26 protein-coding genes and 1 pseudogene are annotated in these 26,561 nt (G+C 69.6%); 22 read left to right on the top strand and 5 right to left on the bottom strand.

The genetic code is table 11. From position 1 onward, the window contains the following. Positions 1–72 precede the first annotated feature (72 nt). From Sdia_RS19645 to Sdia_RS19630, 4 genes and pseudogenes are all read left to right on the top strand, one after another. On the top strand, positions 73–594 hold the full coding sequence (locus Sdia_RS19645) for an NUDIX hydrolase (RefSeq protein WP_100453901.1): 522 nt from the start codon (positions 73–75) through the stop codon (positions 592–594). A gap of 122 nt (positions 595–716) precedes the next feature. Further along, positions 717–1,514: a 3-hydroxybutyrate dehydrogenase gene (locus Sdia_RS19640; protein WP_100453903.1), complete on the top strand. Its 798-nt coding sequence runs from the start codon at positions 717–719 to the stop codon at positions 1,512–1,514. 325 nt (positions 1,515–1,839) lie between these two features. Next, the gene (locus tag Sdia_RS19635; RefSeq protein ID WP_189499924.1) at positions 1,840–2,049 is read left to right on the top strand and encodes a hypothetical protein; all 210 of its coding nucleotides are present in this window, start codon (positions 1,840–1,842) and stop codon (positions 2,047–2,049) included. A gap of 76 nt (positions 2,050–2,125) precedes the next feature. Beyond that, positions 2,126–4,056: pseudogene (locus Sdia_RS19630) on the top strand (helix-turn-helix domain-containing protein). A gap of 78 nt (positions 4,057–4,134) precedes the next feature. Here the strand turns inward: Sdia_RS19630 and Sdia_RS19625 are convergent. The 3 genes from Sdia_RS19625 to Sdia_RS19615 form a co-directional block, all read right to left on the bottom strand. Further along, on the bottom strand, positions 4,135–5,559 hold the full coding sequence (locus Sdia_RS19625) for an MFS transporter (protein WP_189499925.1): 1,425 nt from the start codon (positions 5,557–5,559) through the stop codon (positions 4,135–4,137). Between the two features lie 1,175 nt (positions 5,560–6,734). Then, a protein-coding gene (locus Sdia_RS19620; RefSeq protein ID WP_371874218.1) for an IS5 family transposase occupies positions 6,735–7,543 on the bottom strand; the annotation gives its coding sequence in 2 pieces (ribosomal slippage) (positions 6,735–7,195 and positions 7,195–7,543; 810 coding nt in all). Between the two features lie 551 nt (positions 7,544–8,094). Further along, complete coding sequence (locus Sdia_RS19615; protein ID WP_167795708.1) at positions 8,095–8,490, bottom strand: hypothetical protein; 396 nt, start codon at positions 8,488–8,490, stop codon at positions 8,095–8,097. A 333-nt stretch (positions 8,491–8,823) separates the two neighbouring features. Here Sdia_RS19615 and Sdia_RS19610 point away from each other — a divergent pair, with 333 nt between their 5' ends. After that, positions 8,824–9,057: a hypothetical protein gene (locus Sdia_RS19610; RefSeq protein WP_189501307.1), complete on the top strand. Its 234-nt coding sequence runs from the start codon at positions 8,824–8,826 to the stop codon at positions 9,055–9,057. Between the two features lie 78 nt (positions 9,058–9,135). Further along, positions 9,136–10,101, top strand: coding sequence for a hypothetical protein (locus Sdia_RS19605; protein ID WP_189501309.1), 966 nt, complete (start codon positions 9,136–9,138; stop codon positions 10,099–10,101). A gap of 592 nt (positions 10,102–10,693) precedes the next feature. On the opposite strand, the gene Sdia_RS19600 is transcribed toward Sdia_RS19605, so the two are convergent. Further along, on the bottom strand, positions 10,694–11,515 hold the full coding sequence (locus Sdia_RS19600) for a sacsin N-terminal ATP-binding-like domain-containing protein (protein ID WP_191835369.1): 822 nt from the start codon (positions 11,513–11,515) through the stop codon (positions 10,694–10,696). 26 nt (positions 11,516–11,541) lie between these two features. Between Sdia_RS19600 and Sdia_RS19595 the strand changes: the two genes are divergently transcribed. From Sdia_RS19595 to Sdia_RS19570, 6 genes are all read left to right on the top strand, one after another. Then, positions 11,542–12,390: an IS5 family transposase gene (locus tag Sdia_RS19595; protein ID WP_124287724.1), complete on the top strand. Its 849-nt coding sequence runs from the start codon at positions 11,542–11,544 to the stop codon at positions 12,388–12,390. Then, a complete protein-coding gene (locus Sdia_RS19590) occupies positions 12,387–12,785 on the top strand; it encodes a hypothetical protein (protein WP_100457938.1) in 399 nt (132 codons plus the stop codon). The genes Sdia_RS19595 and Sdia_RS19590 overlap by 4 nt, the downstream gene beginning before the upstream one ends. Before the next feature lie 115 nt (positions 12,786–12,900). After that, positions 12,901–13,709, top strand: a protein-coding gene (locus tag Sdia_RS19585) for an IS5 family transposase (RefSeq protein WP_371874218.1) whose coding sequence is annotated in 2 segments (ribosomal slippage) — positions 12,901–13,249 and positions 13,249–13,709 — 810 coding nt in all. Because the reading frame shifts where the segments join, the coding sequence is not laid out codon by codon here. Between the two features lie 328 nt (positions 13,710–14,037). Further along, complete coding sequence (locus Sdia_RS19580; RefSeq protein ID WP_189500979.1) at positions 14,038–15,156, top strand: hypothetical protein; 1,119 nt, start codon at positions 14,038–14,040, stop codon at positions 15,154–15,156. Between the two features lie 44 nt (positions 15,157–15,200). Further along, positions 15,201–15,575 carry a hypothetical protein gene (locus Sdia_RS19575; RefSeq protein WP_101281570.1) on the top strand — a complete coding sequence of 125 codons (375 nt, stop codon included), beginning with the start codon at positions 15,201–15,203 and terminating at the stop codon, positions 15,573–15,575. Beyond that, on the top strand, positions 15,536–15,823 hold the full coding sequence (locus Sdia_RS19570) for a hypothetical protein (RefSeq protein WP_124287723.1): 288 nt from the start codon (positions 15,536–15,538) through the stop codon (positions 15,821–15,823). Before Sdia_RS19575 ends, Sdia_RS19570 begins: the two co-directional genes overlap by 40 nt. Before the next feature lie 99 nt (positions 15,824–15,922). Here Sdia_RS19570 and Sdia_RS19565 read toward each other — a convergent pair whose 3' ends face one another. Beyond that, a complete protein-coding gene (locus tag Sdia_RS19565) occupies positions 15,923–16,168 on the bottom strand; it encodes a hypothetical protein (RefSeq protein WP_124287722.1) in 246 nt (81 codons plus the stop codon). A gap of 696 nt (positions 16,169–16,864) precedes the next feature. Between Sdia_RS19565 and Sdia_RS19560 the strand changes: the two genes are divergently transcribed. The 10 genes from Sdia_RS19560 to Sdia_RS19515 all read left to right on the top strand — a co-directional run bounded on the left by Sdia_RS19560 (position 16,865) and on the right by Sdia_RS19515 (position 26,435). Further along, a complete protein-coding gene (locus tag Sdia_RS19560) occupies positions 16,865–18,076 on the top strand; it encodes a diaminobutyrate--2-oxoglutarate transaminase (protein ID WP_100457933.1) in 1,212 nt (403 codons plus the stop codon). Between the two features lie 86 nt (positions 18,077–18,162). After that, a complete protein-coding gene (locus Sdia_RS19555) occupies positions 18,163–18,360 on the top strand; it encodes an MbtH family protein (protein WP_124287721.1) in 198 nt (65 codons plus the stop codon). Next, the gene (gene sbnA / locus Sdia_RS19550; protein WP_371874277.1) at positions 18,357–19,394 is read left to right on the top strand and encodes a 2,3-diaminopropionate biosynthesis protein SbnA; all 1,038 of its coding nucleotides are present in this window, start codon (positions 18,357–18,359) and stop codon (positions 19,392–19,394) included. Before Sdia_RS19555 ends, sbnA begins: the two co-directional genes overlap by 4 nt. A gap of 68 nt (positions 19,395–19,462) precedes the next feature. After that, positions 19,463–20,488 carry a 2,3-diaminopropionate biosynthesis protein SbnB gene (gene sbnB, locus Sdia_RS19545; protein WP_100457934.1) on the top strand — a complete coding sequence of 342 codons (1,026 nt, stop codon included), beginning with the start codon at positions 19,463–19,465 and terminating at the stop codon, positions 20,486–20,488. Beyond that, positions 20,485–20,625, top strand: a complete 141-nt coding sequence (locus Sdia_RS19540) for a hypothetical protein (protein WP_161499824.1) — start codon at positions 20,485–20,487, stop codon at positions 20,623–20,625. The genes sbnB and Sdia_RS19540 overlap by 4 nt, the downstream gene beginning before the upstream one ends. Further along, positions 20,626–22,191 carry a DUF885 family protein gene (locus Sdia_RS19535; protein ID WP_100457935.1) on the top strand — a complete coding sequence of 522 codons (1,566 nt, stop codon included), beginning with the start codon at positions 20,626–20,628 and terminating at the stop codon, positions 22,189–22,191. It begins immediately after the preceding gene. Continuing rightward, on the top strand, positions 22,188–23,438 hold the full coding sequence (locus tag Sdia_RS19530) for an MFS transporter (protein WP_161499825.1): 1,251 nt from the start codon (positions 22,188–22,190) through the stop codon (positions 23,436–23,438). Before Sdia_RS19535 ends, Sdia_RS19530 begins: the two co-directional genes overlap by 4 nt. Then, positions 23,435–24,319: a formylglycine-generating enzyme family protein gene (locus Sdia_RS19525; RefSeq protein WP_189500977.1), complete on the top strand. Its 885-nt coding sequence runs from the start codon at positions 23,435–23,437 to the stop codon at positions 24,317–24,319. The genes Sdia_RS19530 and Sdia_RS19525 overlap by 4 nt, the downstream gene beginning before the upstream one ends. Before the next feature lie 44 nt (positions 24,320–24,363). Further along, positions 24,364–25,446: an amidinotransferase gene (locus Sdia_RS19520; RefSeq protein ID WP_189500974.1), complete on the top strand. Its 1,083-nt coding sequence runs from the start codon at positions 24,364–24,366 to the stop codon at positions 25,444–25,446. Further along, positions 25,443–26,435 carry a cupin-like domain-containing protein gene (locus Sdia_RS19515; protein WP_229831673.1) on the top strand — a complete coding sequence of 331 codons (993 nt, stop codon included), beginning with the start codon at positions 25,443–25,445 and terminating at the stop codon, positions 26,433–26,435. Before Sdia_RS19520 ends, Sdia_RS19515 begins: the two co-directional genes overlap by 4 nt. Positions 26,436–26,561: the final 126 nt, after the last annotated feature.

The raw sequence follows: 26,561 nt of genomic DNA, 5'->3' as shown, positions 1-26,561 counted from the left end.
GCGTACGCCCCTCGCCGCCAGGGCCTCCACGCGCCCGCGTGGGGGCCCTGGCCTGGGGTTAGGGTCGGACGCATGGCTACTCCCGACTTCCTCCGCACCCTCCGCTCCTCCGCCGGGCACCAGCTTCTGTGGCTGCCGGGCGTCAGCGCCGTCGTCTTCGACGACGAGGGCCGCGTCCTGCTCGGCCGCCGCGCCGACAACGGCCGCTGGTCGATCATCGGCGGCATCCCCGACCCGGGGGAGCAGCCCGCCCAGTGCGCGGTCCGCGAGGTGTACGAGGAGACCGCCGTGCTCTGCGTCCCCGAGCGCGTCGTCCTGGTCCAGGCCCTGAAGCCGGTGACCTACCCGAACCAGGACGTCTGCCAGTACATGGACATCACCCTGCGCTGCCGGGCCGTCGGGGGCGAGCCCCGGGTCAACGACGACGAATCCCTGGACGTCGCCTGGTTCGCCGTGGACGATCTGCCGGAGCTGGCCGAGTTCTCCGCCTACCGGATCAAGCAGGCCCAGGCCCCCGCCGACACCCCCACCTGGTTCGACCCCGCCTTCACCGACCCCCGCGAACTGCCGCGCACCGACGCGCCCGAGGGCTGAGCGAGGGACGTCCGGCCGGCGCTCCTGTGACCCGGCCCACATGGCGCCGCCCCACCGCGGAGGCGCGAAGTGTGGGCTCCGGCCCTATGGGGAGCGCCCGGGCCGCTGCCTAGGGTCGGATCATGACAGCGCCCCGCAACCCTGAGCCCCACCCCGCCGAGCCCTTCCTGACCGGGCGGACCGCCCTGGTCACGGGCGCGGCGGGCGGTATCGGCAGCGCCTGCGTCCTCGCCCTCGCCGGGGCCGGCGCGGCGGTCCGCGCCTCCGACCGCGACACGGCCGGGCTCGACGCCCTCACCGAGCGGGCGCGGGGGCTCCCCGGCACCGTCCTGGCCCGCCCGCTCGACCTGCGCGACCTCGACGCCGCCGAGGCGGCCGCCGCCGGGGCCGACATCCTCGTGAACAACGCCGGTGTGCAACTGGTCCGCCCGCTCCACGAGTTCCCCCCGGACGCCTTCCACACCGTGCTCACCGTGATGCTGGAGGCGCCCTTCCGGCTGATCCGGGGCGCCCTGCCCCACATGTACGCGCGTGGCTGGGGCCGCATCGTCAACCTCTCCTCCGTCCACGGCCTGCGTGCCTCGCCCTTCAAGGCGGCCTACGTCGCCGCCAAGCACGGGCTGGAGGGCCTGTCGAAGACGGCCGCCCTGGAGGGGGCGCCGCACGGCGTGACCTCCAACTGCGTCAACCCCGGTTACGTCCGCACCCCGCTGGTCGAGCAGCAGGTCGCCGACCAGGCCGAGGCGCACGGCATCAGCCGTGAGGAGGTGCTGGAGGAGATCATGCTGCGGGAGACCGCGGTCAAGCGCCTCGCCGAACCGGACGAGGTCGCCGCCGCCGTCCTCTACCTCTGCGGCCCGCGGAGCGGCTTCGTCACCGGCTCCTCGCTGACCCTCGACGGAGGCTGGACCGCGCACTGACCGCACCGCGCGGGAGCCCGGCGAAACCCACTCGACCACGCCACCCCGGGGAGGACTGGGCGGATGACACCGGACACGGCAGCCCCTTCGCTCCAGGACAGGGCGGTCCCGTGGAGCATCGGCGAACTCCCGGCCCACGACCTCGTCCAGGCCGCCCGCGACGCGCTCGCCGCCGGGCTCGACAGCCCCACGCTCCGCCGCCTGGCCGCCCTCACCCGAGCCGAGGCCGCCTACGACGTACGGGAGCCGCTGCCCGGAGCCCTCGACGAGCTGGGCCTCGTCGGCCCTGCGCCGGGCGGCACGGCCGGACAGGAAGCCGACGCCCGTGTGCTCGGCCGCCGCCTGCTCCGGGGGAGCTGCCCCCGCGGGCACTGGCGTCCTGGGCACACCGCGGCCGCCGCCACGAACTGCCCCTGCCGCACGGCTCGCCGAGCTGGACGACGCCGACGACATGGGCGAGTACGACGGCCCGACGGCGGCCGAGCTGGACGCGGAGCCCACCGCCGAGGCCCGCCGCCCGGCCGCCGGCCCCTGACCTCAGCCTCCCACCCTCCCCGCCAGCCCCAGGGGCTCCAGGGGCTGGCGGGGCACCGGCACGACAGGTATTCCTGATGGACATGACGCACGATGGGCCGCACCCCACCCCCGGCACCCTCGCCTCTCCCGGTGCCGAGGCGCCGTTCCTCGAACTCCTCGCCCGGGGCGCCACCGTCGAGGCGTACGAGGAGCCCGTGCCCGCCGCCCGTGAGGCGGGTGCCTGCGAGGCGCACCTCGCCGCGCTCGAACACGCCAAGCGCCTCGCGCTGCGGGTCCGCTCCGAACTCGCCGACCGCAGGCGCCGCGAGGCCGAGCTGTCCGCCCTCTTCGAGACCGCCCACGACCTCGCCGGGCCGCGCGACCTGGACTCGGTGCTCCAGGCCATCGTGCAGCGGGCCCGCTCGCTGCTCGGCACGGACGTCGCCTACCTCACCCTCAACGACCCCGCGCGCGGGGACACGTTCATGCGCGTCACCGAGGGCTCGGTCGCCGCCCGCTTCCAGCAGTTGCGCCTCGGCATGGGCGAGGGCCTCGGCGGCCTCGTCGCCCAGACCGCCCGCCCCTACGTCACCGAGGACTACTTCCACGACAGCCGCTTCCAGCACACCTCGGTCATCGACACCGGGGTCCAGGACGAGGGGCTCGTCGCGATCCTCGGCGTCCCGCTGATGCTCGGCCCGCACGTCATCGGCGTCCTGTTCGCCGCCGACCGGCGTGCCCGGGTCTTCGAACGTGCCCAGACCGCGCTGCTCGGCTCGTTCGCCGCGCTGGCCGCGGCGGCCATCGAGTCGGCCGACCTCCTCGACGGGACCCGCGCCGCGCTCAGCGAACTCGAACACGCCCACGAGATCATCCAGGACCGCAGCGCCGTCATCGAACGCGCCTCCGACGTCCACGACCGCCTCGCCGAACTGGTCCTGCGCGGCGGCGGCGTGCACGATGTGGCCGCCGCCGTCTCCGAGGTCCTCGACGGCAGCGTCGAGTTCATCGACACCGTGCCCGAGGCCGCCGCCGGCGCCCTGCGCTCCGACGGCCACGCGGTCCGCCACGGCGACGACTGGATAGCCGCCGTCGCCGCCGGTGACCAGCAACTCGGTGGACTCGTCCTGCGCGGCCACCCCGCCCTCGACCCGGTCGACCAGCGCACCTTCGAACGCGCCGCCATGGTCACCTCCCTGCTGCTGCTCGCCCGCCGCTCCGCCGGCGACGCCGAACAGCGCGTGCGGGGCGAACTCCTGGACGACCTGCTCGATGCCCGCCACCGCGACCCGGCCCTGCTGCGCCGGCGCGCCGACCGGCTCGGCGCCCGCCTCGACACCCCGCACGTGTGCTCGCCGCCCAGCCCGACGCCGCCCCGGACGCCTCCGTCGACGAGGAGGCCGCCGTCCGCCGCCGCCTGTGGGCAGCCGCCGCCCATCTCGCGGCCACCGGCCACGGGCTCGCCGCCACCCGCGACGGCGGCACGGTCCTGCTGCTGCCGCTGGCCGACGGCGACACCGCCGCCGGGCTGGCCCGCCGCACCGCCGTCCACCTCGGTGCCGCCGTCCACGAACCCGTCACCGTCGGCGCCTCCGCGCCGCTGCACCCGCTGCCCGCCGCCGACGCCGCCCCGGCCGCCTACACCGAGGCCCGCCGCTGCCTCGACGCCCTGCGCCTGCTCGGCCGCTCCGGTCAAGGCGCCGCCGCCGAGGACTTCGGCTTCCTCGGCCTGCTGCTCGCCGGGCCCCGCGACATCTCCGGCTTCGTCCGACGCACCATCGGCCCGGTCCTCGACTACGACCGCAGACGTGGCACGGAACTCGTCCGCACCCTCGACGCCTACTACGCGGCCGGCTCCAGCCCGGCCCGAACCAAGGACACCCTGCACGTCCACGTCAACACCGTCGCCCAGCGCCTGGACCGCGTCGCGCGTCTCCTCGGCGACGACTGGCAGAGCCCTGCCCGCACCCTGGAGATCCAGCTCGCCCTGCGCCTGCACCGGCTGGCCGACGCGCTCACCGGCTGACAGCGCCGCGCCCCGCCTCCCCGTGGGACACGGGGGAGGCGGGGCGCGGTGGCCGGACCGTCCGGGGGCGGACCGGGGTCAGACCGGCGGGCGGGCCGAACCGGCGGACGAGCCCGCCTCCGCCCGGCCGGCGGGTGCCGCACCCCGCGACGCCACCCCGGCCTTCCGCTCGGAGCCGGTCGGCACGTCGGTCAGGTCGCGGTGGCGGGTCTCCTGCGCGACGCCCACCGCGATCAGGGTGATCACCGCGGCGGCGATCACGTACAGCGAGACCGGCACCGAGCTGTCGTACTCGGCGAGCAGCGCGGTGGCGATCAGCGGCGCGGGCGCACCCGCGGCCACCGAGGAGAACTGCGCGCCGATCGACGCGCCCGAGTACCGCATCCTGGTCGCGAACATCTCCGAGAAGAAGGCGGCCTGGGGCGCGTACATCGCCCCGTGCAGGACCAGGCCGACCGTGACGGCCAGCAGCAGCGCCGGAAAGCTCCCGGTGTCGATGAGCCGGAAGAACGGGAACATCCACAGGCCGACCCCGGCCGCGCCGATCATGTACACCGGGCGCCGGCCGAGCCGGTCGGAGAGCGCGCCCCACATCGGTATGGTCACGAAGTGGACGGCGGAGCCGATGAGGACGGCGTTGAGCGCGGTCTGCTGGGGGAGGTCCACCGCAGTCGTCGCGTAGACGAGGATGAACGCGGTCAGCACGTAGTAGCTGATGTTCTCCGCCATCCGGGCGCCCATCGCGACCAGCACGTCACGCCAGTGGTGCCGCAGCACCGAGACGAGGGGCAGCTTCTCCGTCGCGCCCTCGGAGCGCCGCGCCTCGGAGCGGGCCAGTGCCGCCTTGAACACCGGGGACTCGTCCACCGAGAGCCGGATCCACAGGCCGACCAGGACCAGCAGTCCGGAGAGGAGGAACGGGATGCGCCAGCCCCAGGTGACGAACGCCTGCTCGGAGAGGAGCGCGGTGAGCACCGCGAGCACCGCCGTCGCCAGCAACTGTCCGGCCGGCGCGCCCGTCTGCGGCCAGGAGGCCCAGAAGCCGCGCCGCTTGGCGTCCCCGTGCTCGGAGACCAGCAGCACCGCCCCGCCCCACTCGCCGCCCAGCGCGAAGCCCTGGACGAGCCGAAGCACCGTCAGCAGCAGCGGCGCCGCCGTGCCGATGGTGGCGTGGGTGGGCAGCAGGCCGATCGCGAAGGTGGCGCCACCCATCATCAGCAGGCTGATGACCAGCAGCTTCTTGCGGCCCAGCCGGTCGCCGTAGTGCCCGAAGACCAGTGCGCCCAGCGGCCGCGCCGCGAAACCGACGGCGTAGGTGAGGAAGGAGAGCAGGGTGCCGACGAGCGGGTCGGAGTCCGGGAAGAAGACCTTGTTGAAGACCAGAGCGGCGGCCGACCCGTAGAGGAAGAAGTCGTACCACTCGATGGTGGTGCCGATGAGGGACGCGGCGACGACGCGCTTGAGGTTGTTCGGGGCTGGTGGAGCGGTTGCGGGCGACGACATCGGCACCACTTCCTGGCGTTGCGGGGACGTTTTGCGTGTCGCCACACCGTAGGAATCCGCAGGTCAGGCGCACATGTGGCGAGACAACATAGTTCGAGGGCCAGCTATGCGCGCGGCCACCATGCCGGCTCATGCAAAGGCGTCTCAGGGGACCGGTGGTGGTCAAAACGAGGGTCGTCCGGGACGCGTAGTTCAGCACGATTTGACGGTGCCGTGCTGACTCCCGTGCTGGTTTGGTGCTGACTAAAATCCCACGTCATCACCCGTCCTCACCTGTCCCGTGCTGACTTGGTGCTGACTACGCTCCGTTGAACTCGGGCATCCGGGATGATCGCCTCAGAGTCGTTGCGTGGCAGGTGACCGGACTGAGAGACCGAGTCCGGCCTTGCCGCTCAGCCGCCGTCGGCACGGGCAAGGCGCTGCGTCTGGGCACGGTGCATCCTGGTCCCAGGAGGTTCTTCGTCTGCTGGTGGTACACGCTAACCATCGCCTCTGAGCTGCGACAAAGGGTGGGATCGTCTGCTGTTGAGCGAGGTTGGTCCGCACCTGGTCCGGATCTTGGTCCGTGATCTGTGGTGTTGGCGTGCGAGTCCTACGGTACGACATGGCACAGGTTGTAAAGACCGTCCGGGGGCGTCTACGCCGGTCCAGCGCGGGCACGAAGTACCAGGTCAGGGCCTTCTGGTCCGGGAGAGGCCGCACAGTTGGTGATGGTTGCGTGATAGGCGAGTGATACGGCGAGGCCCCGCCGGGGTCCGTCCTGACGGGACTTTGAGTCGAGCCGTGAGACGACGAAGTCATCGGAGCGCTCCGGTGCGGCTTCGTCTGAGATCGGCTGCGCTGGCGCGCACGATGCGGCTGGCGCTTCATGCGGTCCGTGTTCCTGTGACGCTTCCAGGGTGCGCATACTTTGCGATTGCACTCGTTGGGAGAGGAGTTCATGTATTCCTGGCGTGCGTTGTCAGTGCCTCCTTGCTTGCCCGGACCTCGGATGCACCAGCATTCCGTCCCGTGGCGGACTGGTAGACGAGCCGGGGCCATCCGAGCATGCCAAGGCACGCTGCGTCCCTGCCGCCCGTGGGTGATGACCACAGGCACCCTCCGCCCTGCATGAACCATCGGCACGCTCCTCCCGGGCGATGGAGGTAGCTCTCCCAGCCTTCTTAGAAGTCATCTCATTTGGTGAGCCTGCGGTAGCAGATGAGAGTGCAGGCGATGCTGGTGAAGGCGAGGAAGTGGTCGGCCTTGCGTTCGTAGCGTCGGTGGAGGCGGCGGCAGCCGGCAAGCCAGGCCATGGTGCGTTCCACGGTCCAGCGGTGACGGCCCAGCCGTTGCGAGGACTCGACTCCCTTACGGGCGATGCGGTGGGTGATACCTCGCTCGCGTAACCATCGCCGCAGATGGGCATAGTCGTAGCCCTTGTCGGCGTGAAGCTTGCCGGGCTTGCGCCGTCGTCGGCCGCGCCGCGAGCGGATTGGCGGGATGCCCTTCACGAGCGGGATCAGTGCCTGGCTGTCGTGGAGGTTGGCCCCGGAGATGCCGACGGAGACGGGCAGACCCGACCGTTCCGTGACCAGGTGGATCTTCGAGCCGTACTTGCCCCGGTCGACAGGATTCGGACCCGTCAGGTCCCCCTTTTCAGGGCCCGCATGTTCACCGAGTCGATTGCGCACCGCGACCAGTCCAGCTCCCCGCGGGCACCGAGTTCGTCGAGAACCAGGCGGTGGAGTTTGGCCCACACCCTGGCCTTCGACCACTCCGAGAACCGTCGGTGAGCAGTCGCTCCGGACGGGCCAAACGACGCCGACGGCAGCTGCTGCCAGGTACAACCCGACGTGGCTACGAAGACGATCGCGGCCAGCACCTCCCGGTCGCCGTGCCGACGCCGACCACCGCCCTGAGGTCGCGACGGCGCCTCCGGCACCACCCGCTGGAACAACTCCCACAACTCGTCCGGCACCAACCGCTCAACGATCCCCACCATGACGCACAGAATACCGAGTGCCCCAAATGAGATGGCCTCTTAGGTGCGTTTCACTCGCCTTGGCTCCACGTGGTGACACCTTTCCTGCTGGGTGTAACCGCCGGGGACGTCCGCGCCGACGGAGATCCAGAAGGGTTCGGAATCGCGGAAGTGCCCGCCGCCCGTGTGCCACTCCAGTCCGGGGTATTGGTGGCGTAGAGATCGAAGCGCGGCTGAGGCGAGTCCGAACCGCTTGTAGCCAGGATAGGAGACGGGTGATTCCACCCAGCCGATCGCGCAAGGCCGGCACACCACGTATTCGACCTCGAACGCGACTTCGTCCCCCACGTAGGCGACTCGGATACGCCAGCCTGTCCGTTCGTACGCCCCGGCAGGCCGGTCCAGCCACGGCCTCGGTGGGGTGGCGGTTGGGTCGAAGCGATAGATCTCGGGATATGCCCATCGCCGGAGTCGGTCGCGCCATGTCGGTTTCTCGGGCCACGCGTGGATCCAATGGACGTGGTGGGCGAGTTCTGCCACGTTGCGGATCGCGGCTTCTGGTCCCGCTTCGGTCATAGCTGTTCCAGGCCGAGCCGGCCGAGACGGGAGCGTATTGCGGAGGGCTGTCGTCCGAATTCGGTGGCCAGTACGTCGTAGTCGCGCTGCCCCGCTCGGTACAGGGAGAGGAGTCTCTCTTCGTCGGCGCTGCTCCACGCCTTGCCGAAGTTCGGGTAGCGGGCGCGGAGTTGATCCGGATCCACGCGCCGGCTGGTGCTGGGGGCGTGGACGACTTCGATGGATTTGACGGTGCCCATGGGGAAGCGCACGCGCTCCGTGTCGCCGACCCACAGGATCAGGTGGTCGTTATCGAACGTGATCCGGTCGGCCGGGATGGTCACTGCACGGCGTCGGCAGTCATCGTCGTCTGGGTCGGATATGAACTCGGTGAAGCTGATGCGGAACGACACGCGACTGGTAGGTTCCCCCATGGCTTCAGCTTGCCGCAATGGTCCCTTAGGAAACAGGCTGGCGCTTCGTGCTGCGATCGGAATCAGCCGGGGCGGATTACTGGCCGAGCACCTGACGGCAGCTCTAGTGACGAGGTCACCGAGCCGTGAGTGGCGGGCACGCCGTGTCTTGCCCGGATGCTACCGCGAGCCCAGCGTGACTTGGGACGTCTCGAACTTCACACCCCTCCACCACCCGCCAGGCAGCGATCTGCACCACACCCGCACGCCCCGGTCATAGGCGCCGCGATGTCCGGGCGTCCCAAGGGTTGGGGGCCGCTGTAGGCTCCCGCCATGCTGATCTTTGAATACCGGGGCGAGACCGCGAACTTGAAGGTGCTCGCGCGGGAGATCGAGGCAGATCCGCACCTCGCAGGAAAATGCACCCTCACACTCACACCCCTGCGCCAGGACAGACGCGATTCCTTGCGTCACGGGCAGTGGGCGGAGATCGCCGTCTCCGTCGTTGCCGGACTGGCTACGAACACTGCACGACGCTCTCAAGGCCCTGGTCGAGCGCGCACGTGACCGCGGACCAGTGGACGAGTTGGGTCCTCGTCCCGAAAGCGCCGACGAGGACCCGGAAAGCCCGGAAGGCGCAGCCCAATGACCGTCCATTCCCCCCGCCTGCAGAACTCCAGCGGCGCCGAGTTGAACTTGCGCAGCCAGATCCTCTTCCAGGACCCGACCCGCACGCGCACCAAGGGCCTCGTCACCTCAGTCGCCTCCTGGCACAAGACCTACGTGCACGAGAGCAGCCACTGGGCGCGCTATCACGGATCAACCGTCGGCGTCCTGCTGAGCCTGTTACGGCGAACGAGAGACCAACTGGCCGCTTACACGATCTCCCAGATGAGCCGGCAGCAAACCGAGCTCCTCCATGGGGCCCGGAGCAACGGGCTGCCCTTCCTCTCCTTCAAGCGCTATCCCCAGTACACAAGCGGAGAGCTGAGATACAACGAGCTAAACTGGCTCAATCTCTACCATGCCTTCTACGTTCTGCTGGACCCGGAGGGCCTGAGGGAGTCCGATGCCACGTCCTGGGACACCCAGGCGGCGTTCGAGCACTCCCTGGAAGACGCGTGGCGCCAGAGCGCGGGCGCGGAGATGGTGGAGCGCCCTGAGGACACGCCCGTCAGTATTACAGGGGCCTTGAAGCTCATAGACACCTCCGAAGGCCCGCTCAGCACACGAACCTTGTTCGAGTGCGCGGCGGTGATCGACGAGCTCTTCCAGTTCGAGGGCGCCTTCTTGCGGATGGCCGACCCGACACTGCGGGAGTTGCTGCTTGAGGAGATGAGTGGCGAGTACGGACTTCCGTGGCGCCTGGCGAGCGCCCTGGCGGGAAGGGAGCTTGGTGGGAGCGTTGTCCTGGCGCGTTCGCTCCACTGGTCGAGGACCGCGTCGGGACGGGGCGCGGAACGCGGACGGGGTGCGGCAGGGGATGAAGGAGCGGGGCGGGAGGCCGGACGGGGGAGGGTTGCGACGATCCGCTCCACATGCCCAGCGAGTGTCTCCCGGTCCGGCTCCAATGGGCAGGCGAGGGACTTGCACGTGGCCGCCAGCCGATGAAGGCGTTCGCCGCCCACGGCCGGGTCCGCCACCACGACTCCCGATGCGTGGGCGCGGTGTGTTGTGAGGACGGTCAACTCAAGGTCAGGCCACAGGATCGCGACCCGGGGGGATGCCCAGGCCGCATCCCGCTTGGCGTCATCGGCGGCGAGAACAGGTACGAGTGGCACGTCGGCGAGATCGCCGCCGTGTACTCGCCGGGCTGCCGCGCGCAGTAGCCCGGCTGAGCCTTTGCCGCTCTCCCAGCTCACGAGATCCACGGCCAGCCGCCTCAATTCGGCCTGCGGCACCGCGCGCAACATCGCTGCAGCCGCAAGGCAGGTCTCGGCGACGGCGTCGAACAGCAGCGTATTGAGCGGGTGTTCAGAGGGCAGGCCGGTGCGGTCGATCTTGGTGAAGAACGGGGCGTTCACATGACCGGGGAACGGCGCCGTCAGATCCTCGCCCATCGGCAAGAAGGTATAGATCTGCCCCCGTCGCGGCCGTCGCACGGCGGGCAGCGGAACGGCAATCTCCACTGCTGCGGACGAAGTCCACCGCTGCCAGGTGTCGTCGAGGAGCCCTAGGCCCACGGCCTCGTCGAGCGCGCTGTTCAGACGCTCCTTCTCCACGCTGCCCCGGGCCACGAGAAACGTTCCAGAGAGCCCCAGATCCACGGTCGCGAAGGAGACGGCAAGCTGCTCTCCCGCCGTGCCCGTCGTGTGGTGGCCCGTCGCTCCAGCGTCAGGCTCGCGAGTCGGTCGAGGAACAGCATCACGGGCGCCTTCGCCTCCGCGAGCTCGCGAAGCCGCAGCCGGACCTCGGCCCGGGCCGCCTCATTCAGAAGAGGCAGTCGCACAACGGTCACATGCCCCTTGGCGGCGAGCTCCCGACAGATCGCCGGCACCTCGTCCAGCGGCAAGGGCACCTGAAGCGGCGGAAATTCAGCGGCCACCTCGTGGGCGTTTGGTTCATCGCCCAGGAACGCCTCAACATCGCCCCTGTGCGCGAACCGGAAGCAATAGCCGTCCAGTTCAGGACCGTTGGGGCCGTCAGGATCGGCGCTAAAGATCTCGGGCGCGTCGCTGATCAACAGGACGCTTCGGAACCCGACGCCCTTGTTCCCGATCCCCTCCCCAACCGCCTTGGAGCTCTGCGCCAGCTCGCAGACCCTCTCGACGTTCCTCCACGCGAAGGGCGTGCCGCCATTGGCGACGTACAACGTCCCCCACTCGCCCTCTTCCTCATCCAGCAGCACATGCACCTGCCCGTCACACCGGCCCCTTGGGTGTGCGTCATAACCGTTCTGCAGCAGCTCGAAGAGCGAACGCCCGGCGTACTCCCGCGCACTCGTGTAAGAGGGCGGTTCGAGAGTCTTTGAGTGGTTCTGCTGTCGCCTGATGGTGTGGTGGCAGGGCGGAATCTGCCGGTCCACGGGTGCTGATCTGGTGATGTGACCGGGTGAGCGAACGCAAGCTGTACCCGAGTGACTTGTCGGACGAGCAATGGTCGTTGATCGAGCCGGTGATCACCGCGTGGAAGGACCGGCACCGCTCGGTCAGCGGCCACCAGGGCGCCTACGAGATGCGGGAGATCGTGAACGCGATCCTCTACCAGGGGCGGACCGGCTGCCAGTGGGCTTATCTCCCGCACGACCTGCCGCCCAAGAGCGCGACCTACTACTACTTCGCCGCCTGGCGAGACGACGGCACTGATCAGGTCATCCATGAACTCCTGCGCTGCCAGGTCCGTGAACGCGCCCGCCGATTAGAGGACCCGACCCTGGTGGTCCTGGACACCCAAAGTGTCCACGTGGCCGCCGGGGTCCCTGCCGCCACGACCGGTCATGATCCGGCCAAGCGGGTGCCCGGCCGCAAACGCGGACTGGCCGTGGACGCCCTCGGCCTGGTCATCGCGGTCATCGTCGTCGCCGCGAACACTCACGACAACGCCGCGGGCGTCGTCCTGCTGGACCAGGTCGCCCAGCACGCAGGAGGAAGCGTCCGCAAGGCCTTGGTCGACCAGGGCTTCAAGAACCAGGTCGTCGCGCACGGCGCCGGCCTGGGCATCGATGTCGAGATCGTCGCACGCAACCCACAGGTCAAGGGGTTCGTGCCGCAGCCGAAGCGGTGGAGGGTCGAGCAGACCTACGGAGTCCTGATACTGCACCGGCGCCTGGTCCGCGACTACGAGTACCACCCCTCCTCCTCCGCCTCCCGCGTCTACTGGGCGATGACCCACGTCATGACCCGGCGCCTCACCGGCGCGAACACCCCCACCTGGCGCGAGGCGTCGGCGGCGGCAGCGTGAACATCCGTCCCCTGCTCGACGCCCTGGAACTCCAGGAAGACGCCGCCCGGGCCCTGGCCGACGACCTCCGCGCACAGATCGACGACCTGCAGACCCGGCTGCGGGAGGCCGAGACCCACCTCGAACACCTCGCGATCACTCGCACGACTGTCACCGGCCTCGCCGACCGGCTCCCGAACATCGCACCGGAGCTGCCCGAGCACCCGGACTACCCCCGCATCCTCGACGCCTTCAACCAGACGACCGGACCGCTACGGGCCAAGGACGTCTGCGAAGCCCTCGGCCACGAACTGCTGCCGAAGAACGTCGAAGGCACCCGCGCCAAGCTGAAACGCCTGGTCAGACTCGGGATCCTCACCGAGGCCGAAACCGGCAACTTCGCCAGGAAGCAATAGCCGAGGGAACTCCCTACCAGCGACCCCGCTGCAACCTCAACCGGAAACGGACATCAACTCACGAACCGCCCTCTTAGAGGCCATCTCATTTGGGGCACTCGGTATTCTGTGCGTCATGGTGGGGATCGTTGAGCGGTTGGTGCCGGACGAGTTGTGGGAGTTGTTCCAGCGGGTGGTGCCGGAGGCGCCGTCGCGACCTCAGGGCGGTGGTCGGCGTCGGCACGGCGACCGGGAGGTGCTGGCCGCGATCGTCTTCGTAGCCACGTCGGGTTGTACCTGGCAGCAGCTGCCGTCGGCGTCGTTTGGCCCGTCCGGAGCGACTGCTCACCGACGGTTCTCGGAGTGGTCGAAGGCCAGGGTGTGGGCCAAACTCCACCGCCTGGTTCTCGACGAACTCGGTGCCCGCGGGGAGCTGGACTGGTCGCGGTGCGCAATCGACTCGGTGAACATGCGGGCCCTGAAAAGGGGGACCTGACGGGTCCGAATCCTGTCGACCGGGGCAAGTACGGCTCGAAGATCCACCTGGTCACGGAACGGTCGGGTCTGCCCGTCTCCGTCGGCATCTCCGGGGCCAACCTCCACGACAGCCAGGCACTGATCCCGCTCGTGAAGGGCATCCCGCCAATCCGCTCGCGGCGCGGCCGACGACGGCGCAAGCCCGGCAAGCTTCACGCCGACAAGGGCTACGACTATGCCCATCTGCGGCGATGGTTACGCGAGCGAGGTATCACCCACCGCATCGCCCGTAAGGGAGTCGAGTCCTCGCAACGGCTGGGCCGTCACCGCTGGACCGTGGAACGCACCATGGCCTGGCTTGCCGGCTGCCGCCGCCTCCACCGACGCTACGAACGCAAGGCCGACCACTTCCTCGCCTTCACCAGCATCGCCTGCACTCTCATCTGCTACCGCAGGCTCACCAAATGAGATGACTTCTTAGCGCCGGGCAGCGGCAGAACCTGCACAACTGCGGCCACACCGCCGCCTCCCTCGCCCCCGGTGAGGCCGCCGCCGTCACCCGCCTGCTGCATCACACCGCCAGCGGCCTTACCCCCGACCTGCCGGCCGAGCAGATCCCCCGCCTGGCCAACCGACGCCTGCTCGCTCCCTCCGGAAAACAACCGGCTCCCCACCCGGACGTGTTGTTCGCCCTCGGCCTGGCCGTCCACCCCCTTACGGACGCACAAGCCGCTGCAGACGGCTTGGCGTCGGCACCCGCTACTGACCCGACACCGCCCAGGCCGCGATGATGCCGATGCCGCGTACGACCACCGTGCCCGCCACCACCGGCTCCTGGAAACCCACATGGTCACCCGGCCACACCAGCCCGGGCCTGCCCCCGCTCGTCGTGGTACAAGACCCCCACGACGACTACGCCTTCATGGCCGCCCACACCCCCGCGCTGGGCCGTATCACCGTCCACCCCACCCCCGTGGCGAGCGCTCCCGCCGCCCTGGCCCACGACCTCCTTCGCAGCATGGGCAAACACCTCCCTGTGGCCGGGAGCGAGGACGGCACCTACTGGACGGGCAACGCCCAGACCGCCTGGCGTGTGGTCGCCACCTGGATGCTCGCACTGCGCATCCATCACGTCATCATCACCCGGACCCATCGCATCAGCTCCCGGCACTTCGAGCACCTCTTCGTCCTGCGGGAGTTCACCAAAATCCGTCTGACCCTGCTGTGCCACGGCCCCCTCCCACTCGCCCTGGCCGCCATCCTCGCCGCCCTCCCGCACGCAGCGGTGCACAGCCTGACCGCGGCCCGCCGCGCCGTGGGCGCGCCCGGCCCGCCGTCGTCCGCCGACCGGTTCGCGTGGTGGGAGGCAGGCGAGCAGTCCCTGCCTCACCCGGGCGAGCCGTGCTTCATGCTGCCCACTCGGCGCGCGACCAGCCGCGCCGTGATCGAGGCGGCAGCCCGCCGCCTGGGCCATACGGTGCTCCCGCTGCCTGCTGTCGGCCGCTTCCCGCCCGAGCCCGATGAGCCGACCGCGCTCCTCGCGCACCGACTGCACGCCCGCGTCGCCCATCCCGTCCACGCCGCGGCGCTGGCGGTGCGAGTCTTTGCCGCCCAGACTGCCCCCCCGGCCCGAACGAGCCGTGGCCGGGAGATGCGGACACCGTCCTGGGCAGTGGACTTGCTCGAGGCAGCCCGCCACTTCGGGCAGCTGGAGGGGCGCGCGGACAATGCTTCCCTGCCCCACCTCAGGTCCTGGGACCACGCGGCTGTGACCGAAGCAGCCCACGCCTGCAGCCTGCACGAGCACCAGGCACCAGGCACGAAGCGGCACTTGGCCCCCACCTCGCGTTCCAGGCGGCCAGCAGCCGCCAGCAGCGCGGGCGGCACACCAGCACCGAGCCGGGCAGCATCATGAGCCCTGCTGGAACCCAACCAGCCCGCATACAAAAGGAGTAGACGATGGCCGAGCCGGGGACAGAACTCTTCGAAGCGATCCGCCGCGACCACCAGGCGGGCGACAGGCTGCCGAGGGCCCTGGCCGTTCGGCACGGCGTACCCCACCAGACGGTCATGGAAGCGATCTCGACCGTGCTGCCGCTGCCGCTTGACCTCCCGGCCGATGAGGAGGAACTGGATCAGGCCCGTCAGCTTCTGGATGCGCTGCTGGAAGAAGACCAGGCCAAGGCGCCTGCCGAACGCTGCTCGGCCTTCGAGCTGTATGAGGAGCTGAGCCTTCGCGCCAGCAGACTTCTCCGGCACCTCACCGGAACCACACGAGCGGGCCTGGGCGGTCAATGTCCCCTCCGACATGCCGAGGCTCCGTCACCTACCTGATCACCAGTGCGGTGCGCGACCTGGCGGAGCTGAAGATCGAAGGGACGCTGCCGGCCGCAGATGGTGTCGAGCTCGGCATGGTCTCCCTCGGCAATGCCGTGGCCCGGATCAACCAGGCCCTCTACGAGTTCGCGCTGGTCGGACTCAGGGCCGGCCTGTCCTACGCCCAGATGAGCGCCTTCACCGGCATCCCCGAAGACGACCTGGCGAAGCAGGTCAAGGACTACGACCGCCGCATGACCACCTGAACAGCAGCCCCGCCCCGTCGCCGGCCGCGACCGGGCGGGGTGGGGCGTAGAGCGACGGGTGTGGGGCTCGCGGTGGCCGCACGGCGGGCGGTGAACGCGTTACGGTCCTGCAGGGCGGTCGAAGGCCATTCCGGCCGGACCGTCGTAGGCGCGGATGACCAGGTGGCGGCCGGGGTGGGCGTCTTCCACACGCCGGCAGTGGGCCACTACGGCTCCCAGTGCACCACCACGGCCCGTGCCGAATCCCAGTAGCGCTCCGCTGCCGGCGTCGTGGATCCGGTAGTGGATGTCCTCGTTCGCGCTCTTGGCGTCTGCCAGCGGTTCGCCGTTCCAGGTATCGGTCACTGCTGGTTGCGTTCGTCGAGGCGGGTTGTTGTCGTCAGGCTGCATAAGTTGACCGGCGGGCTGCCGGTCAGCGCTGGTGGGTGAGGAAGATTCGTGCGCGTTCGTCGAGCTCGGCCGCGACCCGTACGCCGCGGGCCCGATGCAGACGGAGGTCTGCGCGCAGGGTGCGGATCGGCCTTGAGGGTGACCCATGAGTCGGAGGAGACGGAAGTGCCCCTCCCTCGTGGCGTGGAGGCACGTATTCCGGTCCGATCGCGCATCGAGGGGATCGGGCACGAGGCCCGTCAACGGACACGGCGCCCGCCGCTGCCGCTACCGGGCGAGCGCAAGACCCACCTCCAGCACATCTTCACGCGACCGCGATCAACGTCGTACGCCTCGCCACACACGAAGCAGGAGACGCCGCCTGGCGAGGCGGTGAAGACCGTGGTCGGCCTGGGGCGGCGTGGTGGCGTTGAGCATGGCGTCGACGGCGGACTGTGTCCGTGCAGTCCGGTGTCGGCCAGGAGCGCGGCAGCATGGCGGGAGATTGGTTCGGTGACAGGTTCGACGACGAGGCGGGACAAAAGAGGGGCAACTGTGGCCTGTTTGGCTGGAGTTACACCGTTGACCTGTGCGATGTGCCGTAGTTAGCATCCCGTGGACAGCGGGTGGTGCGTCTTCTATCCGTGAGGAACACGAGTCGATTCTGGGGGGATCGCTATTCTCGGCGCTTACGAATCGGCCGTCCGAAATTACTGCCGGACCTGGCCCGTGGTTTTCGACCGGGCCGAAGGCAGTTGGCTCACCGATGAAAGCGGCAATCGGTATCTGGACTTCTTCGCCGGTGCCGGGGGTGTCAATTACGGGCACAACAACCCGCACATCAAGGGCGAGTTGCTCGACTATCTGACCGACAACCGCGTGGTGCACTCGCTCGACATGAGCACCGTCGCCAAGCGGACACTGCTGGAGGCGCTCGACCGGTACTTGCTCACACCCCGCGGACTCGACTATCGCGTCCAGTTCACCGGTCCGACCGGAGCCGCCACCGTCGAAGCGGCGCTGGAACTGGCCCGGAAGGTCACGGGACGACATCTGGTGCTCGGGTTTGAGAATTCCTTCCACGGCATGAGTCTCGGCGCGATGAGTGTGAGTGACAACGCCATCAGCCGGTCGGCCCACGGTGTGGCACCCCTGCATCAAATTCCGCTCCCACACGGCGAATTGGCCGGTCTGGCCGAGGTGTTCGCCGAGCGACGACCGGCCGCGGTGATCGTCGAGACCGTGCAGGGAGAAGGAGGCGTCAACGTCGGGTCTGCCGCGTGGCTGCGCGATTTGTCCGCGCTCTGCCGCGAGCACGGCGTACTGCTGATCGTCGACGACATTCAGGTCGGCTGCGGCCGCACCGGACCGTTCTTCAGCTTCGAATCGACCGGGGACGGTGAGCCCGACGTCGTACCGGACATCGTCTGTCTCTCCAAGTCCCTCAGTGGGTACGGACTTCCGCTCGCGCTCACACTGATCCGCGCCGACCTGGACGTCTGGTCGCCCGGCGAACACAGCGGCACCTTCCGAGGCCACAACCTCGCGTTCATCACCGCGGCCAAGGCGCTGCAGACGTACTGGGCCGACGACGTCCTGGAGAAGGACACCCTCGCCAAGGGCGAACTGGTCCGGGACCGGCTCGCGGAGCTGGCCGCCGGCACGCCCTGGACGGTCCGGGGCGTCGGACTCGTCAACGGACTCGTGTTTCCGACGAGCGAGCAGGCCCGCGCGGTGTGCGCCGCCGCGTTCGCCCGGGGGCTGCTCGTGGAGACCGCGGGCGAACGCGGTCAGGTCGTCAAGCTCATGCCGCCGCTGACGACCACATCGGCCGAACTCGAACAGGGCCTGGACCTGCTCGCCGCGTCCTGCGCGGCCGCGTGACCCGATCCCTTCCGGCCGTGTGAACCCTTCCGACCACGCTGACCATTCCGACACCACCGATTCCTGTTCCTGGATGGGGAAACAACATGTTCGACGACGAGAATGCCGAGTACTTCGTGGTGGTCAACGAGGAGGAGCAGTACTCCCTGTGGCCGGCCGACCGCGACCTGCCGACCGGCTGGCGTGCGGACGGTCCCGCCCGGTCCCGGGCGGCGTGCCTGGACCACATCGAGACGGTGTGGACGGACATGCGGCCCAAGAGCGTCCGGGAAGCGAGCGTGTGAACGAGGCCACCGCGGGGGTCGGGAAGACCAGGGCCGGGGAAACCGCGGGTCTGCGGGTCGTCACCGCTCCGTACGAACCGCTTGAATCACAGGTCTACGTCGACCTGCGGCCGACGTTCGGGCGCGATCTGCTGCTGCGGGTCGAGGGCTTCAACTTCGCGGGCTCGCTGAAGCTGCGCGCCGCGGCCGGGCTGGTTGCTGCGGCGGAACAGAGCGGGCGGCTCGGCAACGACTCGATCCTCATCGAATCGTCCTCCGGCAACCTCGGCCTCGCGCTCGCGATGATCGCGGCGAACAAGGGGCTGCGGTTCGTCTGCGTCACCGACCCTCGGTGCAACCCGAGCACGCTGAACCTGCTGCGATCGCTCGGCGCCGAACTCGTCGTCGTCACCGAACAGGACGCCAACGGCGGCTACTTGCAGACCCGGCTGGACTACGTCCGGGCCCGCAGCGCCGAGGACTCCCGTTACGTGTGGCTGAACCAGTACGCCAACCCGGCGAACTGGATCGCCCACTACGAGACCACGGCACCGGAGATCGCGAAGGAGTTCCCCGACCTCGACGCGCTGTTCGTCGGCGTCGGCACAGCGGGCACCGTGACGGGGTGCGCCAGGTACTTCCGGGACAACGGCGGCAAGGTCAAGGTGATCGCGGTGGACGCCGAGGGTTCGGTCAGCTTCGGCGGCGCTCCGAAGCCGAGGGCGATCCCCGGCCTCGGGGCCAGCGTGCGACCGCCGCTGCTGGAGCCCGAACTGTTCGCGGACGTCGTGCACGTGGCCGAGGAGGAGACCGTGCGCCGTTGCCGCGAGATGGCGCGCGGCGGGTTCCTGTTCGGCGGCTCCACCGGGACCGTCCTCAGCGGCGCGCTGCGATGGCTCGACGAGAAGGATCCGCGAGGCCGGCTGCGCGCCGTCGCGATCGCACCCGACCTCGCGGACAGATACGCCGACACCGTCTACGACGACGCATGGGTCGCCCGGCGGTTCGGCGCCACGAGCCCCGCGCTCGGCACTCACCGGGACAACCAGACATGACGGAGTCTCAGAAAACCACCGGGGAGCGGGACCTGACCCGGGAAACGAGCACGACCGGAAGGCAGAGCATGGCTGACACCACCGCGCCACGGGCCTTCGTGGTGATCTCCGGGAAGGCGGTCCACGAAGCCCTCGACGGCTGCGAGGAGGAACTGCTCGACCTCGTCGAACACGGCTACCTCCTGCACGGCGACGGCAGCACCGTGAACCCGCCGTCATACTTCTTGAGGTTCCCCGACCGGCCCTCCGACCGGATCATCGCGCTGCCGGCCTCGGTGGGCGGCGACGTCGCGGTCTCCGGCATCAAGTGGATCTCCAGCTTCCCCGCGAACGTGGAGAAGGGCATCCCGAGGGCGTCCGCAGTCGTCGTACTCAACGACCAGGAGACCGGCTACCCGCTGGCGTGCCTGGAGGGCTCGGTCATCAGCGCGGTCCGCACGGCCGCGTCCGCCGCGCTCGCCGCCGTCAAGCTGGGCGCGGGCCGCCCGAAGCCGAGGAAGCTCGGCATCGTCGGCACCGGGCTGATCGCCCGGTTCGTGCACACCCACCTCCGGGCGGCCGGCGTCGAGTGCGAGGAGGTGGGCCTCTTCGACCACAGCGCCGAGCACGCCCGGGGCTTCGCCGGATACCTGGCACGCGCCGGTGCACCGCGCACCACCGTCCACGACGACCTGGAGAGTCTGGTGCGCTCGTCGGACCTGCTGCTCTTCGCGACGACCGCGGGCACACCGCACGTCGAGGACCCTGCCTGGTTCGTGCACCACCCACTGGTGCTGCACGTGTCGCTGCGGGACCTCTCGCCGGAGGTCGTACTGGACAGCTGCAACGTGGTGGACGACGTCGAACACTGCCTCAAGGCCGCCACCTCGGTGCACCTCGCCGAGCAGGCCACCGGCAACCGCGACCACGTGCACACCACCCTGTACGACGTGCTGACCGGGCGGTTCACCCCGCCGAACGACCGCACTGTGGTCTTCTCGCCCTTCGGACTCGGCGTGCTGGACCTCGTCGTCTCGCGACACGTCTACGACCGGAACACCGACGGCGTGGTCGTCGACGACTTCTTCCACGAGCTGTCCCGATACGGAGGATGACGATGATTCTTTCCCAACTGGTCGACGCGGACGAACTCGATTCCGTGTCCAACGAAGAACTCCAGACCATGCTGCAAGAGGTCGACAACGAGATCGCGTTCGAGGACGACGAGGAAAGCGACGAGGGCGGCGCGTAGATGTTTGCTGTCGACCATGACGGACCGCCCGTCGCCCCGGACGCCGACGTGGTGTCCGAGGCGGTCGGGACGCTGTTCGCGCGCTACCCGCACAAGGCGAGGCTGGCGGGCGCGCACGAGTACGACGGTGTGCTGCCGGATTCCGGACCCGACCCCGCCGCACTGGCCTCGCTCGGCGCCCGACTCGCCGCGACGCACTCCGACGACCGGGAACGGCGGGCCGACCTGAGCGCCGCCGCCCTCCTAGTCGAGGCCGAGCGGTTCCGGGCCGAGGAGCTGCGCATCGCCCACACCGACCCGTTGGGCCCGCTCGCGGAGACCGACGTCGACGTGTACGAGGAGCTGACGGCGCGGCGGCGGGACGAGGCCTTGGCGGCGCATCTGCGCGCCCTGCCCGGATATCTCGAGACCACCGCCGCCCGGCTGGACGACACACTCCCCGCCGGGCTGCGGCTGCGCGCGGCGGAACTCGCGCGCGGCCAGGCCGCGCACCTGGACGGCGCACTCGGCGCGGTGCCGGGCGCCGAGTCGGCCGCACGTGCCCTGCGGAGCTACGCCGCGACGGTGTCCGACGCCAAGCCGGTCGCCGCGCTGCTCGGCCCGGACCGTCTCGCCGGGCTGCTGCGCACCCAGGAAGGCATCGAGATCCCGGTCGAGGAACTGCTGGCCGAGGCGCGCGACGAGGTCGACCGGCACGCGGCCGAGCTGGACCGCAAGTCCCGAGCGCTCGGCGGCACCGCAGCCGAACTGCTGAGCGCGCGGGCACTGCGCGGCCCGGTCCTCGCTACGACGGAGACGATCGTGCGGCGGCTGCGGGACTTCTGGCGGGACGTCGACGTGGTGAGCGTGGATCCCACCGCCATGCCGGAGTTCCGGCGGATGCGTCAACTCGACGGCACGGCCGCCGTGGAGATCGTGATCTCCGGACCGCTGGAGGACGTCCGCCGGCCACATGTGCTGTACCTGCCCGAACCCGACCTCACCTCGGACGGGCCGAGCGCACGGGTGTGGCGGCAGTACCTCAACGAGCCGATGCTCGAAGTCATCGCCGTGCACGAGACGTTCCCGGGCCACTACCTCCACGCGAAGGCGAGCGAGAGCCTGCCCGGCATCGTGCGTACCTGCTTTCGCACCGCCGGGTTCACCGAGGGCTGGGCGCACTACGCCGAGGAACTCTCCGTCGAACACGGGCTGGCCGACGGCCGCCCCCTGGTGGAGCTGGCGCAGTTGCGGGCCGCGCTGGTGTCGGCGTCCCGTCTGCTGATCTTCCTCTCCGTCCATCTGCGCCGTTGGAAGTTCCAGGACGCGGCGCGGCACCTGGTGGGAGTGTGCGGGTGGGCGCCGCAGGAGGCGGCCCGCGAGGCGCTGACGATCCCCACCGACCTCGACTCCGCCATGTACTGCCTCGGCAAGCTCGTCATTCGGCGCTGGCGGGCACAGGCGGGCGGAGCGGAACTGAAGACCTTCCACGACGGAGTGCTGGGCGCGGGATTCGCCCCGCTGGCCACTGTCGCGGAGTACTGGTCGGCACGTCCGGCCGAAGCCACGACAGGAGTTGCCGAGTGAAGCCGAGGTTGGGCGGGGAGTTCCTCAAGCTGTGGGTGGGGCAGGGGGTCAGTCAGTTCGGCACCCAGGTCTCCATGCTGGCGATCCCCACACTCGCCATCCTGGTCTACCAAGCGACACCGTTCCAGGTCAGCGTGATCGGAGCGGCCCAGGTCGTGCCCTTCGCGCTGTTCGCCCTGCCTGCGGGAACGCTGGTGGACAGGTGGCCCCGGCGCCTGACGCTCATCGTGTGCGACACCGGCCGCGCGCTCGCCGCGGGCGCGCTGGTGCTCGCGTACCTCGCCGGCTACCGGGAGCTGTGGGTCATCTACGTGGTGGCCGCCGTGATGGGCACCTTCACTGTGGTGTTCGACATCGCCTATCTGTCGCTGGTGCCGCAGGTGGTCGGCGCCAAGGGGCTGCTCGGCGCCAACGCGCGGCTCAGCGCCACCGACTCGGTCGCGGAGACGGCGGGCCCCGCGATCGGCGGTGCGCTGGTCGCCGCGATCGGCCCGGCCAAGGCGGTGTTCGTCGACTCGGTGTCCTACCTGATCTCCGTGGTGGTGCTGCTCTTCATGAAGACCGAGGAGACGGCGCGGGAGAAGCCGAAGCTGGACGCACGCACGATGCTGGCGGAGATCCGCGAGGGGCTGCGGTTCGTGGTCAAGCACCCGGTGCTGGCGCGGCTCGCGGTGGCCAACTCGACGTTCGACTTCGGCGTCGCGATCTTCCAGTCTGTGTACCTGATCTTCCTGTACAAGACACTGCACTTCTCGCCGTGGCAGGTGGGTCTGCTGGCGGCGGTTACCGGCGTCTCGAACGTCCTGGGCGCCATGACGATCTCGCGCGTGGTCGGCCGGTTCGGACTCGGCCCGACGCTGGTCCACTCGATCCTCGCGGGCGGTGTGGCGTACCTGTTCCTCCCGCTCTCGCAGATGGGTGCCGCGATCGCCGTGATCGTGGTCGTCAACGTGATCGCCGGATTCACCAACGCCTGGTACGACATCAACCAGTACACGCTGCGTCAGACGGTCACCCCGGACCACCTGCTGGGCCGGGTCAACGCGACGATGCGCATGATCTTCTCCGGCCCCAGGCCGCTCGGCTTCCTCCTCGGTGGCGGGCTGGCCGTGTGGACGAGCGTTCCCACGACGATCTTCCTCGGCGCGCTGGTGTCCACCGTGTCCGCGCTCTTCGTCTTCTTCGGGCCCATCAGGGCCGTGCGCGAGGCGGGCGAGGACGAGACGCAGGAAGCGGTGACGACATGAGCGAATCGGTCGGCACAGGTGCGACGGTCGGAGCGTCCGACACGAGCGGCACGAGCAGGACGGGGGCGATCGGCGTGCGTACGGAATTCGACTGGGTCACCATTCCGGGCGGCCCGTTCACCATGGGCGTCGACCGGGTGCGCCCGGACGGCACCCCCGACCAGGCCGCGCCGGCCCACGAGGTCGACGTGCCGGAGTTCCGGATCGCCCGCTCGCCCGTGACGGTCGCGGACTTCCGGCGGTTCGTCGAGGCGACCGGCCACCGGACCACCGCCGAGGAGACGGGCCGCAGCTGGGTGTGGGTCGGCGGAGCGGACACCACCACACTGGGGCAGGACGATCTTTGGCTGGAGGTGGCGGGTGCCGCGTGGCACACGCCGCGCGGGCCCGGCTCCGACGTCGAGAAGAAGGACGACCACCCGGTCACCCACGTGAGCCGGGCCGACTGCCTCGCCTTCTGCGCGTGGGCGGGCGTGCGCCTGCCCACCGAGGCGGAGTGGGAGAAGGCGGCCCGCGGCACGGACCGCCGGACCTACGCGTGGGGCGACGACGAGCCGACGCCCGATGTCTGCAACCACAGCATGTTCGTCGGCGACACGACCCCGGTCGGGGCCTACCCCTCGGCCGCGGGCCCGTTCGGCCTGAACGACATCGCCGGGAACGTCTGGGAATGGGTGTCGACGGGATGGCACCCGTACCCGTTCCGCGCCGACAGAACACAGTCGCTGAGGACCAAACAGGGCGCCATGGAACTCGGTGTCGTACGCGGCAATTCCTTCTTCAACGACTGCAACCCCGCCACCATGCGGGTCACCCTGAGGCTTTATTCGCTGCTCCTTTACACCTGCTACGACGTGGGTTTCCGGGTGTGCGCGGTCTGAGTGACCAGATCATTCCAAGCGTTTCAACGAGAAGAGGAAAGTAATTGTCCGGCCGTTCCGAGGAAGAATTTTATGTCGTCAACTCCTACACCGAATGGGATCCGCTGGAGGAGGTCGTCGTCGGCAGCCTCGCCGGGGGCGTGTTCCCGACCTGGCAGGAGTCGATGGGACCGACCCTGCCGCACGACTCCGTGCGCATCTTCAAGGAGCGGGGCGGCACACCCCTGCCCGCCGAGCACGCCGCCGCAGCCGAGGAGGAACTCGACGGGTTCGCGGCGGTCCTCCGGGAGCGCGGCATCACGGTCGTACGGCCCGAACCCGCCGACCATGCACGGACGTTCGGCACGCCACAGTGGCAGAGTGCGGGCAACTCGTCGGGCATGCCCCGCGACCTGCTGATCGTCGTCGGGGACACCATCGTCGAGACGCCGATGTCGTGGCGCTGCCGCAAGCACGAGGTGGACGCCTTCCGCGGCCTGATCAAGTCGTACTTCCGGCGCGGCGGCGGCTGGCTCGCCGCCCCCCAACCGGAGCTGAAGGACACGTTGTTCGACGGCGACTTCGACGCGGCGACCGAGACGGGCTGGGCGGTCTCGGACTTCGAGCCGGTCTTCGACGCCGCCGACTTCATGCGGTTCGGCGACGACCTGATAGTCCAACGCAGCCACGTGACCAACGAGTTCGGCATCGAGTGGATGCGCCGCGCGCTCGGCTCCCGATTCCGGGTGCACGAGGTGCCGGTCAACGACCCACACGCCATGCACATCGACGCCACGATGGTGCCGCTCGCCCCCGGCAAACTCCTGGTCAACCCTGACCGATACATACCGAACCCGCTGTTCCGGGACTGGGAGATCCTGGAGGCGCCGAAGCCGGCGCTGGGCCCGGATTGGCCGATGTACTTCTGCAGCCCCTGGCTGAGCATGAACGTCCTGTCCCTCGACGAGAAGACCATCGTCGTCGAGCGTCAGGAGCAGCCGCTGCTGGACGCGCTCACCGACTGGGGCTTCACCTGCGTGCCCGTGGACTTCCGGCACGTCTACAGTTTCGGCGGCTCCTTCCACTGCGCCACGCTGGACGTGCGACGCCGTGGCCGGGGCGGTACCTATCTGAACGGAACCGCATGAGCGACACCGACGTGGGTCACCCGGACCGGGTGACCCACCAGAACTTGCTGCGCGACCGGCTCCGCTCCCAGGGCGTGGACATGCGCCCGCTGCCCAGGCTCACCGATGCCACCCCGGCCGACCTGGAGTGGGCGATCGGCGAGGCGCGCAGCCCGATGCTGTTCGCCGGGCTGACGGACGCGTGGCCGGCCCTAGAGAACTGGACGCCGGACCGGCTCGCGAAGTCCCATGGCGACAAGCGGGTCACCGCGCTGATGGGGCTGCCGACCAGCGGTGTGCTCTATCCCGGCGACCAGCACGACTACGAGCGGCAGTTGACGTTCGGCGAGTTCCTGGAGGAGATGCTCCGGGACGGGCCGCCCTGCTACCTCGCCCACGTGCGCATCGAGGAGATCCTGCCGCCCGAGGACCACGACTTCCGGGCGCTGCTGAGCCCGGAGCAGGAAGCCGTGGACACCCGCGCCTGGATCGGCTCGGCCGGCACCCGGTCGATGCTGCACTCCGACCTGAACGACAACCTCTTCGTGCAGATCTGGGGCGAGAAGGAAGTCGTGCTCATCCCGTGGGACCAGACGCCCGCCGCCTATCCGTTCCCGGACAACCTCGTCAACAGCAGCCTCGACCTGGCCCACGCGGACCTCGTCAAGAACCCGCTGCTGAAGGACGCGACGCTGTACGGCGCGGTCGTGCGCCCCGGCGACGTCCTGTTCGTGCCGCGCGGCTGCTGGCACGACTTCCGGGCGCTGTCGCCGTCGGTCTCGGTGAACCACTGGTTCGGACCGCCGATGCCGTTCCAGGAGTACGCGAAGGTGCTGCTCAAGCTCGGCCCCACGCACTGGGCCGCCGCCGCGCGGGACTTCGTGAGGCACGGCGTGCTGGACCGGCCGGAGCCGATGAATTTCTTCTTCAGCCCGTCCAGTACGGGCAAGCGGCTGTACGACCTGGTGCGGCGCGGCGACTTCTCCCACGGCAACTCGAACATCACGTAACTCCCGCGGCGACGTGGGCGACACGGCACCGCGAACAGCACGTGGCTTCCGCGACAACTCGAACATTACGAGGCTCGCACGGTGACGCGCACATCACGCAACTCCTGCGGCACCTCAGACCACACG

Origin of the sequence: Streptomyces diastaticus subsp. diastaticus (assembly GCF_011170125.1) — a bacterium.
GTDB classification, from domain to species: Bacteria; Actinomycetota; Actinomycetes; order Streptomycetales; family Streptomycetaceae; genus Streptomyces; species Streptomyces diastaticus.
This window is presented reverse-complemented; position numbering and strand designations above follow the sequence as displayed.

Bases quoted from the DNA above. Each gene is read 5' to 3' on its own strand.
- Sdia_RS19645 (WP_100453901.1), top strand. From the start codon at position 73: ATGGCTACTCCCGACTTCCTCCGCACCCTCCGCTCCTCCGCCGGGCAC.
- Sdia_RS19640 (WP_100453903.1), top strand. From the start codon at position 717: ATGACAGCGCCCCGCAACCCTGAGCCCCACCCCGCCGAGCCCTTCCTG.
- Sdia_RS19625 (WP_189499925.1), bottom strand. From the start codon at position 5,559: ATGTCGTCGCCCGCAACCGCTCCACCAGCCCCGAACAACCTCAAGCGC.
- Sdia_RS19610 (WP_189501307.1), top strand. From the start codon at position 8,824: ATGCTGATCTTTGAATACCGGGGCGAGACCGCGAACTTGAAGGTGCTC.
- Sdia_RS19605 (WP_189501309.1), top strand. From the start codon at position 9,136: ATGACCGTCCATTCCCCCCGCCTGCAGAACTCCAGCGGCGCCGAGTTG.
- Sdia_RS19580 (WP_189500979.1), top strand. From the start codon at position 14,038: ATGCCGCGTACGACCACCGTGCCCGCCACCACCGGCTCCTGGAAACCC.
- Sdia_RS19575 (WP_101281570.1), top strand. From the start codon at position 15,201: ATGGCCGAGCCGGGGACAGAACTCTTCGAAGCGATCCGCCGCGACCAC.
- Sdia_RS19570 (WP_124287723.1), top strand. From the start codon at position 15,536: ATGTCCCCTCCGACATGCCGAGGCTCCGTCACCTACCTGATCACCAGT.
- Sdia_RS19555 (WP_124287721.1), top strand. From the start codon at position 18,163: ATGTTCGACGACGAGAATGCCGAGTACTTCGTGGTGGTCAACGAGGAG.
- sbnB (WP_100457934.1), top strand. From the start codon at position 19,463: ATGGCTGACACCACCGCGCCACGGGCCTTCGTGGTGATCTCCGGGAAG.
- Sdia_RS19540 (WP_161499824.1), top strand. From the start codon at position 20,485: ATGACGATGATTCTTTCCCAACTGGTCGACGCGGACGAACTCGATTCC.
- Sdia_RS19535 (WP_100457935.1), top strand. From the start codon at position 20,626: ATGTTTGCTGTCGACCATGACGGACCGCCCGTCGCCCCGGACGCCGAC.
- Sdia_RS19525 (WP_189500977.1), top strand. From the start codon at position 23,435: ATGAGCGAATCGGTCGGCACAGGTGCGACGGTCGGAGCGTCCGACACG.
- Sdia_RS19515 (WP_229831673.1), top strand. From the start codon at position 25,443: ATGAGCGACACCGACGTGGGTCACCCGGACCGGGTGACCCACCAGAAC.